The 16271-nt window shown below is 53.5% G+C and carries 14 protein-coding genes; 11 read left to right on the forward strand and 3 right to left on the reverse strand.

What is annotated here, in order from left to right:
- Positions 1 to 294 precede the first annotated feature (294 nt).
- The 4 genes from ACFO9Q_RS08575 to ACFO9Q_RS08590 all read left to right on the forward strand — a co-directional run bounded on the left by ACFO9Q_RS08575 (position 295) and on the right by ACFO9Q_RS08590 (position 3951).
- Positions 295 to 1899 (forward strand): flavin monoamine oxidase family protein, encoded by a 1605-nt coding sequence (locus tag ACFO9Q_RS08575; protein ID WP_379180791.1) that lies wholly within the window; start codon positions 295 to 297, stop codon positions 1897 to 1899.
- A gap of 26 nt (positions 1900 to 1925) precedes the next feature.
- Positions 1926 to 2495 carry a RidA family protein gene (locus tag ACFO9Q_RS08580; RefSeq protein ID WP_379180793.1) on the forward strand — a complete coding sequence of 190 codons (570 nt, stop codon included), beginning with the start codon at positions 1926 to 1928 and terminating at the stop codon, positions 2493 to 2495.
- A 271-nt stretch (positions 2496 to 2766) separates the two neighbouring features.
- Entirely contained in the window at positions 2767 to 2949 is a 183-nt protein-coding gene (locus ACFO9Q_RS08585) for a twin-arginine translocase TatA/TatE family subunit (RefSeq protein WP_379180795.1), read from the forward strand.
- A 345-nt stretch (positions 2950 to 3294) separates the two neighbouring features.
- Entirely contained in the window at positions 3295 to 3951 is a 657-nt protein-coding gene (locus tag ACFO9Q_RS08590; RefSeq protein WP_379180797.1) for a hypothetical protein, read from the forward strand.
- A gap of 396 nt (positions 3952 to 4347) precedes the next feature.
- Here ACFO9Q_RS08590 and ACFO9Q_RS08595 read toward each other — a convergent pair whose 3' ends face one another.
- Entirely contained in the window at positions 4348 to 5253 is a 906-nt protein-coding gene (locus tag ACFO9Q_RS08595) for an NAD(P)-dependent oxidoreductase (RefSeq protein WP_379180799.1), read from the reverse strand.
- A 620-nt stretch (positions 5254 to 5873) separates the two neighbouring features.
- Between ACFO9Q_RS08595 and ACFO9Q_RS08600 the strand changes: the two genes are divergently transcribed.
- From ACFO9Q_RS08600 to ACFO9Q_RS08625, 6 genes are all read left to right on the forward strand, one after another.
- Positions 5874 to 7223, forward strand: coding sequence for a glucose-6-phosphate isomerase (locus ACFO9Q_RS08600; protein ID WP_379180801.1), 1350 nt, complete (start codon positions 5874 to 5876; stop codon positions 7221 to 7223).
- Positions 7224 to 7229: 6 nt separating this feature from the next.
- A complete protein-coding gene (locus ACFO9Q_RS08605; RefSeq protein ID WP_379180803.1) occupies positions 7230 to 7865 on the forward strand; it encodes a YigZ family protein in 636 nt (211 codons plus the stop codon).
- A gap of 236 nt (positions 7866 to 8101) precedes the next feature.
- Positions 8102 to 8908: a sulfate ABC transporter permease subunit CysT gene (gene cysT / locus ACFO9Q_RS08610; protein ID WP_379181283.1), complete on the forward strand. Its 807-nt coding sequence runs from the start codon at positions 8102 to 8104 to the stop codon at positions 8906 to 8908.
- Complete coding sequence (locus ACFO9Q_RS08615) at positions 8905 to 9702, forward strand: sulfate ABC transporter permease subunit (protein ID WP_379180805.1); 798 nt, start codon at positions 8905 to 8907, stop codon at positions 9700 to 9702. Before cysT ends, ACFO9Q_RS08615 begins: the two co-directional genes overlap by 4 nt.
- A 2-nt stretch (positions 9703 to 9704) precedes the next feature.
- On the forward strand, positions 9705 to 10775 hold the full coding sequence (locus tag ACFO9Q_RS08620) for a sulfate/molybdate ABC transporter ATP-binding protein (RefSeq protein WP_379180807.1): 1071 nt from the start codon (positions 9705 to 9707) through the stop codon (positions 10773 to 10775).
- 24 nt (positions 10776 to 10799) lie between these two features.
- Positions 10800 to 11876 carry a sulfate ABC transporter substrate-binding protein gene (locus ACFO9Q_RS08625; RefSeq protein WP_379180809.1) on the forward strand — a complete coding sequence of 359 codons (1077 nt, stop codon included), beginning with the start codon at positions 10800 to 10802 and terminating at the stop codon, positions 11874 to 11876.
- A gap of 1146 nt (positions 11877 to 13022) precedes the next feature.
- Here the strand turns inward: ACFO9Q_RS08625 and ACFO9Q_RS08630 are convergent.
- Positions 13023 to 13829, reverse strand: coding sequence for a Cof-type HAD-IIB family hydrolase (locus ACFO9Q_RS08630; protein ID WP_379180811.1), 807 nt, complete (start codon positions 13827 to 13829; stop codon positions 13023 to 13025).
- A gap of 266 nt (positions 13830 to 14095) precedes the next feature.
- Here ACFO9Q_RS08630 and ACFO9Q_RS08635 point away from each other — a divergent pair, with 266 nt between their 5' ends.
- A complete protein-coding gene (locus ACFO9Q_RS08635) occupies positions 14096 to 15523 on the forward strand; it encodes a S41 family peptidase (RefSeq protein ID WP_379180813.1) in 1428 nt (475 codons plus the stop codon).
- Positions 15524 to 15596: 73 nt separating this feature from the next.
- On the opposite strand, the gene ACFO9Q_RS08640 is transcribed toward ACFO9Q_RS08635, so the two are convergent.
- Positions 15597 to 16271 (reverse strand): class F sortase, encoded by a 675-nt coding sequence (locus ACFO9Q_RS08640; protein ID WP_379180815.1) that lies wholly within the window; start codon positions 16269 to 16271, stop codon positions 15597 to 15599.

A 16271-nucleotide genomic window follows, 5' to 3' on the forward strand; every position in this document is an offset into this window, starting at 1 on the left:
TATCTAACATTAACAGAGGCTCTATGAATCAACAATGGTCATATATGACTATGATTATACTCTAGTTTTTTCCATATTTATGAATGTGGATGACTAATTTCCTATCTATGTCGTTGTACTCGAATAGATATCTAGTAATTAAGGGGCTGTTTATAGATATTGCTCTAGCAATAGAAATAATTTATGTTAGAAAAACTCACACATTAATAGAGTCAGCTGTATTCCCTGTGCTACAGTCTCGTTGTAGAGATGTTCAACCGACTTGTACCTGGGGAAAAAAAGGAGCTGAGGGAAGTGGACACGAAGGAAATGCCGAAGGAAATGTCCAGAAGACAGTTCATTACAACAGTAGGTAAACTGGGCGGGACCGCAGCCGTTTTCAGTGTAATGGGCACAATGGGGCTGCTGTCGCCGGAGACGGTGAAGGCCGCTGATTACACGCCGCCGGGAAGGAATGATCTGGCAGGAACGAAGCGGAATGGTAAAAAAATCATTATCTTAGGGGCTGGTGTAGCAGGAATGACCGCTGCCTATGAGCTGGGACTGGCAGGCTATGACTGTACCATCCTAGAAGCGAGAGCCAGATCGGGCGGTCGTATCTGGTCCGTACGCAGAGGGACATCTGTGGCAGATGTTGGAGGGATGAAGCAGGTTGCGAGGTTCGATGACGGGATGTACTTCAATGCGGGTCCGATGCGAATTCCTCAGTTCCATGTGACGATGGAGTACTGTCGCAAGTTCGGCATTGAGATGGAGCCGTTCAACAACGTTAATGAACAAGGCTTCTATTATAACGAGAATGTTGGAGCGCTATCCGGCAAGAGGGTTAGGAAGCGGGAAGCGAAGGCCGACGTTCGCGGATATGTTGCGGAGATGCTGGCCAAGGCGGTGAATCAGAGCTCACTCGACTTGCCGCTCAGTCCGGAAGAGAAGGAGAAGCTGGTGAACTACCTGAGAGTGGAAGGGGATCTGAATAAGGACCTGTTCTACAAGGGATCTTCGAGGGGCGGTTACAAGGAAGAGCCTGGCTCCCGGCTGGATGCCGGTGTGATCAGGGATCCTTTTGACATGAAGGCGATTATCGGGTCTGGCTTCGGGAACTTCTTCAGCGGGGAGTACGGCTATGATCAGCAGATGATGATGTTCCATCCGGTTGGCGGCATTGATGCGATTGCGAAGGCGTTCGAGAAGAAGGTCGGCCATCATATCAAGTTCGGCTCTGAGGTGATGGAGATTAAGCAATCGGATTCCGGTGTGACGGTTGTGTACAAGAATCTGGATACGGGGGACGTGAAGGAAGCTTCAGGCGATTACTGTATCTGTACGATTCCATTGTCGGTGCTGAAGGACGTGAAGAGCGACTTCTCTCCCGAGATGAAGAAGGCGATCTCCAGCATTAACTATGCCTCTGCGGGCAAGATTGGTCTGCAGTTCAAGAGGCGCTTCTGGGAAGAAGATGAGCATATATACGGAGGCAGCTCCTTAACGAACATGGATATTTCCTCGATATACTATCCTCCTACGAAGTATTTTGCGAAGAAGGGGCTCTTGCTCGGGTATTATGCCTTCGGGTCGAATGCGGACAAGCTAGGCGCGATGAGCTACCTGGAGAGGGAGCGGCATGCGCTGATGCAGGGGGCGAAGATTCATCCACAGTACCATCAGGAGTTCGAATCGTCATTCTCCGTCGACTGGAAGCGGGTGAAGTACAATCTCGGGGGCTGGGTGTCCTATTCGGCGGATGACCGCAAGACGTATTACCCGACGCTCTGCAAGCCGGACAGGAGAGTGTATCTGGCAGGGGAGCATATTAGCTACATTACGGCTTGGATGGCCGGGGGCATTGAGTCGGCTCGCTCTGTCGTAACGGATATTCATCAGAGAGTAATGAAGGAATAATTCATTCGCGGGAGGCGTGATTGGTTATGGTGAAGGTGAAGTTAAGCAAGACAAGAGTCGTATTGGGAACGGCATTAGCATCCTGCTTCGTCTGTGCGAGTGTGCTCTATGCAGCCCAGGCCGGTACACCTAATAAGTATCCTCTCAAGCCTATTCATGAAGTCGAGTTCTACGGTAATCCGGCGTCCTCTATATCTAGTGCAGTTGCTGTACCTGCGGGGACGGCGACCTTCTCCACCAGCGGCACCGTTCCTCCACTCTTGAACAAGGAGGGCAAGACGGTGTATGAGCGCTATGGGGATACGCAGAAGCAAGGGGAAGGCGTGCTGAAGGAGATCGAGCGGCAACTGACGGAGCAGGGGCTAGGGATGAAGGACGTCATCTATCTGCGAGTCTATGTGGTAAGTGATGCGGCGAAGGGCGGCAAGTTCGACTATCAAGGCTGGTTCAGCGCGTATGGCAAGTTCTTCGGCACGAAGGACAATCCGGTGAAGCCTGCTCGCTCGACCGTCGGTGTCGGCGGGCTGGTTAGCCCGGACTGGCTCATCGAGATTGAAGCGGTGGCCGCTTATCCGAATAAGCATGGGCAGGATTAGGCGCTGAGTTGGAGCAGACTGGGAGAAGAGCTGGGAGAGGGCAGGGAGAGGACAGGGAGAGGACAGGGAGAGGGCAGGGAGTAGAGCAGGATTAGGGCGTCCTCCAGTCCCCCCTGTTGCTTGTTGGATGGATAGGTGCAGCCGCAGTGGTGCAAGCAAGAGGTGCTGCCGGAAGCAAGGGCATACAGGCGGGCAGTCAAGGAGCAAGCATGGGGCGAATTGGCCGCTGTGCAGCTAGGATAAGTGATAATGAGAGGGAGATGAATCTATCATGTTGCAAAATATCGGCTTCCCAGGACTAATGATGATTCTAGTCGTTGTATTAATCGTGTTCGGACCATCTAAGCTCCCGGAGCTTGGCCGCGCCGTTGGGCGGACGCTGCATGAGTTCAAGGCCTCGGCGAAGGAGCTCGTCTCCGACGGGAAGGAAGAGGCTTCGGAGAAGCAGGGGTAGGGGGGGAGGAGCGGTCAAGGGGATGAGTAATCAGTACGGGAAACCCGTAACCGGACCCCGTGACCCGTGACCCGTGACCCGTAATCGGACACCCGGACACCCGGACACCGGACACCCGGACACCCGTAATCGTACAACGGACACCCGTAGCCCGAAACCGTGATCGCAAACCATAAATTAAAATTTGTACCAGCAACCAGAAAATAGGTTGATAGTTTGATAGCAGTTTGCTATATTGTAGTAAATTATTAGTTTGATACAGCGTGAAGCACACGCCATTTAACTCCTACACGGTAGGGGCTAAGTGGCGTTTTTTGTTTTCACCATACTAAGGAGGAGAACGTTATGTTCGAGAATGAGTTCGAGAAGTTCCTGGAGAAGCAGAAGAGTTCGGCTAAGGGGATGCGATTGGAGCTGCTGAACAAGGATATGACGGGGGAGAAGAAGATGCTGAAGGAAGCATTGTACCCGGTGTTCAGGAGCTTCGATGGAATGATATTGGAGCATGAGGTGATTAGTTCAACAGGCGTGAAGATCTACGTAGATGTATTCTACGAACCGCTGAAGCTGGCATTTGAATGTGAGGGATTTGCTGTGCATGGCGAGAATATAACGCGCGAGCGGTTCGCTTTTGAGAAGATGCGGGTACGGACGCTTGTCATCATGGGATACAAGTATGTTCCGTTCACCTGGGATGAGCTCGACAAGAAGCCAGACGCCTGCCGCCGCGCCGTGTATGAGTTGATTGGGAGGTATGGCGGGGCTAAGGAAAAACAGAGTGAAAAGCTGACTCTGCAAGAAAGAGAATTGTTGCTCAGCTTCATTCAGCTTAACCGCCCCGTCAAAGCTTCAGATGCTTGTCAATGTCTAGGAATACGGCGTAAAGCGGGTAGTAACTTGCTTAGAAAGATGGCAGCAAGGGACCTGCTTGTAGCTGCTGAAACGAATAGAGCGAGAGTTCATTCATATTTACTGCATGAACGTATATGGGACTTAATCTAATACGGTTGGTAATTCGCGTGGAGTGTGTGTAAGGGTCGTGAGGACCCTTGCAGGAGGGGATTAGGTGGTTGGATGTGTCTGTAAGGGTCGTGAGGACCCTTACAGGGGGGAATTAGGTGGTTAGAGGTGTGTGTAAGGGTCGTGAGGACCCTTGCAGGAGGGAATTAGGTGGTTGGGGTTGTCTGTAAGGGTCGTGAGGACCCTTGCAGAAGGGAATTAGGTGGTTGGAGGTGTCTGTAAGGGTCGTGAGGACCCTTGCAGAAGGGGATTAGGTGGTTGGAGGTGTCTGTAAGGGTCGTGAGGACCCTAAATTAAGAGGCACGAGACTGAGCAGCTATAGCCAGCTGTTGGTCTCGTGCCTCTGTTAGCTAGTGTGTTGGTCTCGTGCCTCTGTTGTTAGTGAGTCGGTCCTTGACCGCCGCTTAGCTTGCGGCCTATCCATTGCTCATAGGCCTGAGCAACGCTGGCCATGTCCAGCTCGCGAAGGCCGAGCGCGTCGCCGACTTGGAACAGGCTCTTGGACGCCTCCAGCATCGGCGTCGGAACCTGCAAGGAGTCGGACAGCGCTGATGCGAGACGTAGGTCCTTGAGCATAAGTCCCAGCGAGAACTGGACATCGTAGTTACCGCTCAGCAGCTTGTCTGCCTTGAGCTCAGCTGTGCGGCTCGCGGCTCCGCCGGATTGCACCAGCTCTAGGAAGGCGCTGCCGTCAATTCCACCGCTTGCAGCAATAGCCATTCCTTCTGCCAGCGCAGTCATGTTAATGCCAACTATTGTGTTGTGTGCAAGCTTCGCTACTGCCCCGCTGCCACTTGCACCCATTGGGATGACCTTACGGCCCATAGCCAGCAGTACGTCCTCTACTGAAGCAACAGCAGTAGAGTCGCCTCCGACCATGAAGACGAGCGTTCCGCCTTCCGCCGCGGGCTTGCTGCCCGTCACCGGAGCATCCAGGAAGGTTGCTCCCTCAGCAACGGCTTGTGCAGACAACTCCTGTACAAGAGCAGGCGAGATGGTACTGCTATCAATCAAGATGGAGCCTGCGCGCACACCTTCGAATATCCCATTCTCACCAAAGTAAACTTCACGAACAGCCTCATCATTACTAATAATCGTAATAATAACATCGGAAGCCTCTGCTGCCGCCGCTGGACTCTCCGCTTGCTTGGCGCCTAACGCGGCCAGTTGTTCCGCCTTTCCAGGGGTACGATTATATACGGTAACCTCGAATCCCTTCTTCAGCAGATTAGAAGCCATGCCGAAGCCCATCACGCCAAGACCGATAAAGCTAACTTTACGCATCGCATTACCCTCCAACTCATCTCTTTATTTATGACTACATTTTAGCACAAAAAGCTTGGGAGGAGAGAGGATAGGGGAGAGTTGTGCTCGTAGGCTAGGGTACGGAGAGGGGGAAGTTACTAGTCGGCCAAAGGAGAGTTGAGGAGTAGGGCAGCAGTTGTGAAACATAGTCGGCTACCAGGTAAGTTGAGGAGACAAGGGCAGCAGTTGTGAAACATAGTCGGCTACCAGGTAAGTTGAGGAGACAAGGGCAGCAGTTGTGAGACATAGTTGGCGATAGGGAGAGTTGAGGAGTAGGGCAGCAGTTGTGAGGCGAAGTCGGCGATAGGTGAGTCGAGGAGAGGGCAGTAGTTGTAAGGCACAGGCAGCGACAGGTCGAGGCGAGGCTGGCTGTGACGAGTGGCAATGGGAAGCGCAAGTCTGAGCGCCGCGCGATCCATAAGCAGAAGCTATGGGGATTATAGATAAAAGCGATGGCAGACGAGGCGCGGCTAGTCGGTTGTTCCCTTGTTTTATGAAGCGGAATCCGATATCCTAGAGGCTAGGTTAACACGCTCGATCATGAATACATAAGTGGTCATTCAAGCTTCATCACCCATTCTAAGGAGGCTTCTATCTACATGAGTGCAACTGTTAAGTTCGATTACACGAAGGCGCTGACCTTCCTCGGCCAGCATGAGATTGACAATCTGACGGATGCCGTGCGCCTCGCGCATGATCAGCTCCACAACGGGACAGGCGCAGGTTCAGACTACCTGGGCTGGATCGACCTGCCGAACAACTACGACAAGGAAGAGTTCGCACGTATTCAGAAGGCTGCGGACAAGATCAAGTCGGACTCCGAGGTGCTCATTGTCATCGGAATCGGCGGCTCCTACCTGGGAGCGCGCGCTGCGATCGAGATGCTGTCGAATTCCTTCTATAATATTCAGTCCAAGGAGGACCGCAAGACTCCTCAGGTGCTTTTTGCCGGGAACAACATCTCCTCGACCTATGTCACGCATCTGCTGAAGCTTATTGAAGGCCGCGACTGGTCCATCAACGTCATCTCCAAGTCCGGAACGACGACTGAGCCGGCGATTGCGTTCCGCGTCTTCCGCGAAGCGCTGGAGAAGAAGTACGGCAAGGAAGAGGCGCGCAAGCGCATCTATGCAACAACCGATCAGGAGAAGGGTGCCTTGAAAAAACTCGCATCCGAAGAAGGCTACGACTCCTTCATTATCCCTGATGATGTAGGCGGACGTTACTCCGTCCTGACGGCAGTAGGCTTGCTTCCGATTGCAGCAGCCGGCATTGACATCGAGTCGATGATGAAGGGCGCAGCGGACGCTTCCCAAGAGTACAGCAATCCGAACCTAGCAGAGAACGGCGCTTACCAGTACGCTGCTGCACGCAATGCACTCTACCGCAAAGGTAAGACAACGGAGATTCTCGTCAACTACGAGCCGGCTCTTCACTTCGTATCGGAGTGGTGGAAGCAGCTGTACGGCGAGAGCGAAGGCAAGGACTTCAAGGGAATCTTCCCGGCTGCCGTTGACTTCTCAACCGACCTTCACTCCATGGGCCAATTCGTCCAAGAGGGCAACCGCAACATCTTCGAGACGGTCATTCAAGTGAATGAAGTGTCTGAGCATATTACGATCGGGCATGACCCCGCTGACCTGGACGGCCTGAACTTCCTGACGGGCAAGACGATGGACTTCGTGAACAAGAAGGCGTTCGAAGGTACACTGCTCGCTCACACGGACGGCCAAGTGCCGAACTTCATCGTGAACATTAAGGATATGTCCCCTTATACATTCGGCTATCTGGTGTACTTCTTCGAGAAGGCATGCGGCATCAGCGGCTACCTGCTCGGCGTGAATCCATTCGACCAGCCTGGTGTCGAAGCGTACAAGAAGAATATGTTCGCTCTGCTGGGCAAGCCTGGCTATGAGAAGGAGAAGGCCGAGCTGGAAGCTCGTCTGTAATCGACCTTGAATCTGGCACGTTACCGGACGGTTCGGCAGCAGGGAAGTCAAGAGATTACGATTAAGCGGTCCCGATTCATCGGCTATGCGAAGCCAGTGCAGAGTGAGGAAGAGGCTGTCGCCTTCATCGAGGAGATGAAGCGGCAGCATCGGGATGCTACCCATAACTGCTCGGCCTATATCATAGGGGAGCGGGATCAGTGGCAGAAGGCTTCGGATGACGGGGAACCAAGCGGCACAGCGGGGAAGCCTATTCTCGAGGTCATTAAGCATAAGGGTCTGAAGAACGTCGCGGTTGTCGTGACGAGGTACTTCGGCGGCATCATGCTCGGTGCAGGCGGACTCGTTCGTGCCTATACGGACGGGGCTGTCGCAGGCATCGAGGCTGCTGGGGAGATCGAGTATGTGCTCCACAGAGAGGTAGTGGTCGATGTGGATTACACCTGGTACGGCAAGCTGGAGAATGAACTTCACTCACGCGGTGTGCGTGTGGGCGGGACAGACTTCACGGATCGCGTCGTGCTGACTTGTCTGCCGGTGGCGGGCGAAGCGCAGTCGTTCATCGATTGGATGACCGATGTGACGCAAGGCCAGGCGGCAATCACCGAAGGCGAGACTAGGTACTATATCGATGGGGAATAGACGAACGAGCTTTGGCCAACATACCGGCCAGAGCTTTTCTTTTTTTTGAATATAAGAAATCGTGATTCGCATCATCATCAAATGTTAATTAACCATTGACGATAGGAGGTAATGTCTGCTACATTTATAATACCAAGTAACCTAATAGGAATTATGATCGGTCTAAGGTTAAGCCAAGCAATGCATCGACCTACGGCACGAGCCGAGGCCTGGAGGTATTAGACACCGTGAATCTCATGTTACGCAATCGAATGTGGAGCTTCGGCTTCCGCAGCGCTATTATGCTCTACTTCATCATTCTTATTGTGCTCCCAATCATTGGCATCTATTCACAATCGATTACGCTGGGTGTCGGTCCATTCTGGGAGAGCATCACGAATCCGCTCGCTTGGAAGTCTGTCCTGCTGACCCTTCGGTTAGCGATCGTGGCCACCTTGCTTAACATGCTTCTCGGTACGATGATTGGCTGGGTGCTTATTCGCTACCGGTTCCCCGGCAGGCGGATCCTGAACAGTCTAGTTGACTTGCCCTTCGCGCTTCCAACAGCGGTTGGAGGACTGATGATATTGCTGCTGCTAGGCCCGAACAGCTTCGTCGGCAATCTGGCCGAGGAGTTCGGGATTGAGATTGTATTCCACGAGCCTGCTATTGTCATTGCTATGCTGTTCGTCACCTTCCCCTTCGTCATCCGTGCCATCCAGCCCTTGCTGGAGGAGCTAGACAAGTCGGAGGAGGAGGCTGCTTACACGCTGGGTGCATCCCGGAAGCTTACCTTCCTGCGTGTGATACTCCCGTCGATGATGCCAGGCATACTGAGCGGGGCGATGCTAGCCTTCTCTCGCGCACTTGCAGAGTTCGGCGCCGTCGTACTGGTTGCAGGCAATATTCCGGGCAAGACGTTAATTGCATCTGTATACATCTTCGGAGAGATTGAGAGTGACAATCCGCAAGGAGCGGCTGCAGTATCCGTATTGCTGCTGACGCTGTCCTTCCTCATCTTGTTCACCGTGAACCTCATTCAATCGAGGAGGGTGCAAGCGTGAAGAAGCTGTGGATTACTCTAACCTATCTAGTATTTGTACTTCTATTAATAGCACCTCTTGTCAAGATATTCACCGGAGCATGGGAGGACGGCTGGAGCGGACTAGTTGATGGTCTGACGACACCGGAGGCACTTCATGCCTTGATGATGACAGGGCTGATCGTTATTGTGGTGACGGCTGTCAACACGCTGTTCGGAGTGATGCTAGCGCTCTATCTCGTTCGTGCCAAGTGGATGGGGGCTGGGCTGAAGCGGCTGCTTAACAGCATCGTGGATCTGCCGTTCGCCGTCTCTCCTGTCATCGGTGGACTGATGATTGTGCTCATCCTCGGACCGAATACGGTGCTGGGCTCCTTGCTGGAGGATGGCGGAGTCAAGGTCGTCTATGCCCTTCCCGGCATGATACTTGCAACGCTGTTCGTCACCTTCCCGCTCATGATTCGCGAAGTGATGCCTGTGCTGCAGGAGATTGGAGCTCAGCAGGAGGAAGCGGCGTCTACGCTTGGAGCGTATTCCTGGTATACATTCTGGCATGTCACGTGGCCAGCGATTCGGTGGGGCGTCATCTACGGTGTCGTCCTGACGGTTGCCCGCTCCTTGGGTGAGTTCGGTGCGGTGCTCGTCGTGTCAGGCAACATTATGAACAAGACGCAGACAGCGACGACCAAGGTGTATCAAGATGTGGAGAATTTCAATGTTGTTGCGGCTAATGGAGTAGCGCTCGTGCTTGCTGCTTTCTCGGTAGGCCTGCTGCTGCTCATGGAATGGGCGAAGAAACGAAAGGAAGTGCATTAACGATGCATATCGAGGTCCGGAACCTGAACAAGAGCTTTGGTGATTTCCATGCGGTGCAGGACGTTAGCTTCCAGATTGAGAAGGGTCATCTCATCGGCCTACTCGGACCAAGCGGCGGTGGTAAAACGTCCATCCTGCGCATGCTGGCCGGTTTAGAATCGCCTTCTTCTGGCGATATTCTGTTCCACGGCAAGCGAGTGAATGATTTGCCTCCGCAGGAGCGGGGAATTGGATTTGTTTTCCAGAATTATGCCTTGTTCAAGCACATGACGGTCTATGATAATATAGCGTTCGGACTTAAGGTGAAGAAGCAGTCGAAGGAGCAGATCCGTGAGCGGGTCACCACTCTGGTGGAGTTGACGGGCCTGAAGGGGTTCGAGCATCGTTACGCTCATCAGCTATCCGGTGGACAGAGGCAGCGCGTGGCCTTCGCTCGTGCGCTCGCACCTGAGCCGCAGCTGCTGCTCCTTGATGAGCCGTTCGCTGCGATTGATGCGAAGATTCGGACGGAGCTTCGGACGTGGCTGAAGGAGATGATCGAGCGCGTAGGAATCACCTCGATCTTCGTGACGCATGACCAAGATGAGGCGATAGAGGTTGCCGATGAGATTATGATTATTAGCAAGGGGAGACTGGAGCAGAAGGGCTCTCCGTGGGATATCTACAAGAACCCGCAGACGCCATTCGTAGCCAGCTTCATCGGAGAATCTACGATTGTAGAGGATATTAGTCTACTGCGAGGCTTCGAGGATGCTTCGGAATGGCCGGGCACGAAGGCGCTCATTCGCCCTGAATATATTGAGATTGGCAAGCCGGGTGAGATTAGGCTCGCATCGGCCACGATGGACGCCAGGGTGAAGCATCTTCACTTCCGCGGAAGTGAATGGATGGTTGAGCTTGAGGCAGGCAGCGCAGGAACGAAGCTGATTACGTATCGTTCACTGGAGAAGGAAGTGCTTCATCCAGGCGAGGAAGTCAGTGTGCTTGTACACCGCGCGTATCTATTCAACGATAATGACAGCTGGGTCATGGAGAACAAGCTTAAGGTAGACCCGATGCCGATTCATATCTAACAGCAGGGATGTGCACTCATTCATATGATAGCTAATAGGACAATACGCTGGCGGAAGGCCCTCGTCGTCGTCTTGGCTGCAGCGCTGCTGCTGAGTATTACGGCAGGGTGCAGCAACGGGGCGAACGAAGAAGGGACTCCCTCCAGCTCTACCGGACCAACCGGAGATGTCACGCTGGTCATAGGCGCTTATTCGGTGGTGAAGGACGCCTTCGCCGAGCTGCTCCCGAAGTTCCAGGCTTATTGGGAGCAGCAGTCGGGGCAGAAGGTTGTTTTCCAGGAATCCTATGAAGCCTCTGGTACCCAAGCTCGTGCGATAGCGGGCGGGTTCGAAGCGGATGTAGCGATACTGGCTATGGAAGGCGACATGAACAAGGTTGCGGACGCGGAGTTCATCACCCATGATTGGAAGGCGCTCCCTCACTCCGGAATGGTGACCCGCTCGATAGTAGTGATGGGCACTCGTGCGGGCAATCCCCTTGGCATTAAGGATTGGCAGGACCTCACCCGTAAGGGGGTTAAGGTGCTCTATCCGAATCCGAAGACTTCGGGCGGAGCCCAGTGGGATATTAATGCGATGTACGGAGCCGGGTTGAAAAGGTCAGAGCAAGAGACCGGTGCGAAGGATCCCGCCGCAGCGAAGGCGTTCCTGAAGGCGATTCACAACAATGTGGAATCGCTTGATAAGAGCGGCCGGGCCTCAATGGCAGCGTTCGAGTACGGGGTTGGTGACGTCATAGTCACCTACGAGAACGAGCTGCTCGCCCGGATTAAGAAGGGCATTGATTATGACATCGTCGTGCCTGAGGATACGATATTGATAGAGAATCCCGCTGCTGTCGTCGATCGGAACGTGGATAAGCATGGCACGCGTGAAGTGGCGGAGGCCTTCATCGCTTATCTGCAGAGTGACGAAGCGCAGCGGCTGCTGGCGGACCATGGGTTCCGGCCGGTGAACGAAGCGGTCGCTGCAGAGCTTGGCGACAAGTACACCGTGCCGCCAGGGCTGTTCGATATTGGATATCTCGGCGGATGGAAGCAAGTGAAGAAGGAGCTCTACTCGCCCAAGGGCATCTGGTATCAGGTGCTTGCAGACTTGTAGCGGAGCAGGGCTAGACGAAGTGAAGAACAGGCAGCAGAGGCGTAATCAAGCCTCTGCTGCCTGTTCTGTTGTGTGCCGGCTCTAGCGAGCGTATACGCGCGGTGGGGCTGGTTAGTGTGTGCGCGTACGCGGGGCAGGTTAGTATGCGTGGTGCTGGTGAGCGTGGACGGGGCTGGTAAGTGTGCGAGGAGCTGGTTAGCGTGCACGGGGCTGGTAAGTGTGCGAGGAGCTGGTTAGCGTGTGAGGGCAGCATCGGCATCGGAGCTTAGGCGCCGCCGATGGCGCGCGACGATGGGACGCGGGTGCGGCTGGCACTTAACGAGGAAAATCCTCGTTAAACCCTCCAATCGCCTATGACCAGACTGACTTAACACGGATTATCCGTGTTAAAGTGTCTCCGCACCTCCAACTAACTAGCTTCTAGGGCACTTAACGAGGAAAATCCTCGTTAAACCCTCCAATCGCCTATGACCAGACTGACTTAACACGGATTATCCGTGTTAAAGTGTCTCCGCACCTCCAACTAACTAGCTTCTAGGGGACTTAACGAGGAAAATCCTCGTTAAACCCGCCAATCGCCTATGACCAGACTGACTTAACACGGATTATCCGTGTTAAAGTGTCTCCGCACCTCCAACTAACTAGCTTCTAGGGCACTTAACGAGGAAAATCCTCGTTAAACCCTCCAATCGCCTAGGACTAGACTGGCTTAACACGGTTCATCCGTGTTAAAGTGTCTACGCAACTCCAACTAACTAGCTTCTAGGGGACTTAACGAGGAAAATCCTCGTTAAACCCGCCAATCGCCTATGACCAGACTGACTTAACACGGATTATCCGTGTTAAAGTGTCTCCGCACCTCCAACTAACTAGCTTCTAGGGGGCTTAACGAGGAAAATCCTCGTTAAACCCTCCAATCGCCTATGACCAGACTGACTTAACACGGATTATCCGTGTTAAAGTGTCTCCGCACCTCCAACTAACTAGCTTCTAGGGCACTTAACGAGGAAAATCCTCGTTAAATCCTCCAATCGCCTATGACCAGACTGACTTAACACGGATTATCCGTGTTAAAGTGTCTCCGCAACTCAATCGCAAGCGCATTGCGCAGCGCGAAGCGCTTAAGCACGCGGCTGCGAAAGCCGCTTACTCAGCGGCTTCGAGCACGAACTTCTCGATGACGAGGCGGACGCCTTCGTCATTGTTGGAGGCCGTCACGTAGTCGGCCACGTCCTTGAGGGCCTGGATGGCATTGCCCATGGCAACGCCGAGCCCGGCAGCCTCGATCATCTCATGATCATTCCACGCATCGCCTAGGGCAATGGTCTGGTCGATCGAGCAGCCGATGTGCTCGGCCATGAACCGCAGGGCATGGCCCTTGGTCCCTTCCTTGTGCATGAACTCCAAGTAATGCGCCTTGGACTTCGTAATATGGACGCGGTCGCCGATGAGCGGACGAAGCTGGTCTGCTAGTTCATCGAGGTAGGCGGGGTCGTCGATGATGAGCATTTTCGTAAGAGGCTGTTCAATCAGCTTGTCGAAGTCAGGCTCCACTACATAGGGGATGTTGGACAGTCTGGAGTAATCTCGAATCTTGTCATTGTCTTCCTTCACATACAGAATATCATCGACATACAGCTGCAGATGGAGCTCATGGACGTCACAGAACGATCTTAGTTCCTTCGCCGCATCGGTTGGGACATTGCGCTCATACAGAATTCGACCATCCAGCAGCGTCTTCACGAGAGAGCCCTGGTACGTAATGATTGGTACGTTCAGATTAATCTGCTTCGCAATCTTCTGGGCGGAAGCGAACATACGGCCGGTAGCCAGCGTCACAGTCACGCCTTGTGCAATCGCAGCCTCCATGGCGCGCTTCGTTCCCTCAGTAACAATCAAGTCATCCGTGAGCAGGGTGTCATCTACATCAATAGCAATCAGCTTGTAAGTCATGTCGCAGGTTCCTCTCCATTCTCTCTTCTCTTCATATCTTCAGATCTATCTGTAAGCTAGGTTGATTGTAGCTCACACCTCACCTATGGTTCAAGCCTATATTCCTCTGGATCCTCAGTAACCCTATGAGTTCCTATGATCACTCTGGATCCTCCTGAATCCCTCTTCATCCCTCTTAATCCCTCTCAGCCCGTCCATATTTGCTCCTGCCCCCTCGGTTAGGGTACATTGAATAGGCGAAGCTAACGGAACGGAGAGATGTGTAAGTGAGAATATGGGCAAGCGAGGCGGCGAAGCGCCGCATGGTATCGATAGGAATGATAGCAGCGATTGTCATCGCAGCACTAGGCTTCTTGGGCGGCAAGTGGTGGATGGAGCAGCGTTACCCGATGCTGAAGGAGCCGGTCTGGCAGCAATTCAATGCGTCTTATCATGAGATTATGAATGATTATCTGGAAGGCGCGAAGCCGCAGGATCTCATTAACGGAGCGGCCGTAGGCATGGTGGAATCATTGGAAGACCCTTACTCCAACTATCTGGTTGGTGAGCAAGGTGAAGCTTATACCCAAGGATACGAAGGCCGTATCTTCGGCGTTGGGGCAGAGGTGAGGCTGGAGGATGGCCAGTATATGATTACATCGCTGACGAAGGGTGCCCCCGCTGAGCGAGGCGGATTAATGCCGGAGGACGTCATCCTCGAAGTTGACGGTACGCCGCTTAAGGACAAGACCTTCCAGGATCTCATCGGCATGCTGCGCGGGGAGGAAGGGACGAAGGTGAAGCTGAAGCTGGCGCGCGCTGGTCAGGAGGAGCCTTATGAAGTGACCTTGAAGCGGGAAGAGATTCCGATTCATACGGTCACACACGAGATGCTGGAGGACGGTATTGGACATATCACCATCTCCAGATTCGGGGAGCAGACGGCCGAGGAGTTCGATGAGGCAATTGCTGCTCTGCGCAAGCAAGGGCTGAAGGGGCTGCTGCTTGATATGAGATCCAATCCAGGCGGACTGCTGAAGCCGACGATTGCGATTGCAGACAAGCTCATTCCGAAGGACAAGGTCATTCTGCAGGTTGTGTACAAGAATGAACGGCAGGTCATTACGTACAAGTCGAAGCAGAGAGAGAAGTGGGAGCTGCCGATCACCGTCCTTGTCAACGGGCAGTCAGCCAGCGCGAGTGAGGTATTAACGGCTGCGCTCAAGGAATCGGCTGGTGCCAAGGTGATAGGGGAGACAACCTACGGCAAGGGAATTGTCCAAGCCTTCAACCAGTTCAAGGATGGCTCTGTCCTAAGCTTGACGGAAGCGGAGTGGAAGACGCCTGGGGGAACATGGATTCATAAGAAGGGCGTAGTTCCCGATATCAAGGTTACCCTGCCGGCATATGCGAGCCTTCGTCCGCTTCCATCAGGCACACCGCTCAAGCAAGGCAGCTTCGGCGAGGATGTGAAGACGCTCCAGACGATGCTTGGGGTGCTTGGCTATCCATCCGGTCCGCAAGAGGGATTGTTCGATGATACGACGACTGCAGCGCTTAAGAGGTTCCAACGGGATGAAGGATTAACTGCGAACGGAGTGCTTAATGATAAGACCTCCTACGTACTTCTGAGTCAGCTGCGCGAGCAGTTGAAGAAGGACGACTCCCAGCTCAAGAGGGGCGAAGAGGAGCTCAAGAGCTTAATTAAGGGATAACAGAATATATGTGTCAAAAAAAAAAGCAGCCCCAAACGTCTCCATAACAAGACCGTTCGGGGCTGCTCTTATATTAGCTCACTATAGTGGCGTAGACGACTAGACGCTGTTCGTGTGTTGACTTGCTCCGATTATACTTGCCTGTGCAAGTGATAAGAATGAGCTGAGGGGTTGCAGATACTCCGAATATCTCATCTACAGGAGCCTCGTCATAGGGATAGGATTCCGAGCGGTCAACCTTGAAGGTCAGCTCTTCACCATTCGCCCCTGTCACCTTGACCAGATCACCAGCGGAGAGCTTGCGAAGGTTATAGAAGACAGCAGGTCCCGTCTTATTATCCACATGTCCGGACAGCACTGCCCTTCCCGGGGCACCGGGGTTAGTGCCGAGTGAATACCACCCCACCTTAGCATCATCGCTCGGTACATCCATCCGTCCTTGCTTGTCTAACCCAACTGGAAGGATGTCTGCGCTCACCTTAATGGACGTAATCTCTACTCGTACAGGCTCGATTCCGTTCTGAGCTGCAGTCGTAGTGGTCTTCAGAGGAGCGGTAGCAGGAGGAGCCTGGTCAGATGATGATGATGATGGAGCAGCCGGAGCAGCCGAAGCAGAAGGGACAGGAGCAGTTGCCTGATTAGGCACCTGCTCCTGTTCTTGTCCTTGCCCTTGTTCTTCACCTGCTCCACACGCCGAAGTCACAAGGACGAGGCAGCTAAGCAGCATGACCAAGGTAAGCTTACGCAT

The sequence above is a fragment of the Paenibacillus sp. GCM10023252 genome, from assembly GCF_042653305.1.
In the GTDB taxonomy this organism is placed as follows: domain Bacteria; phylum Bacillota; class Bacilli; order Paenibacillales; family Paenibacillaceae; genus Pristimantibacillus.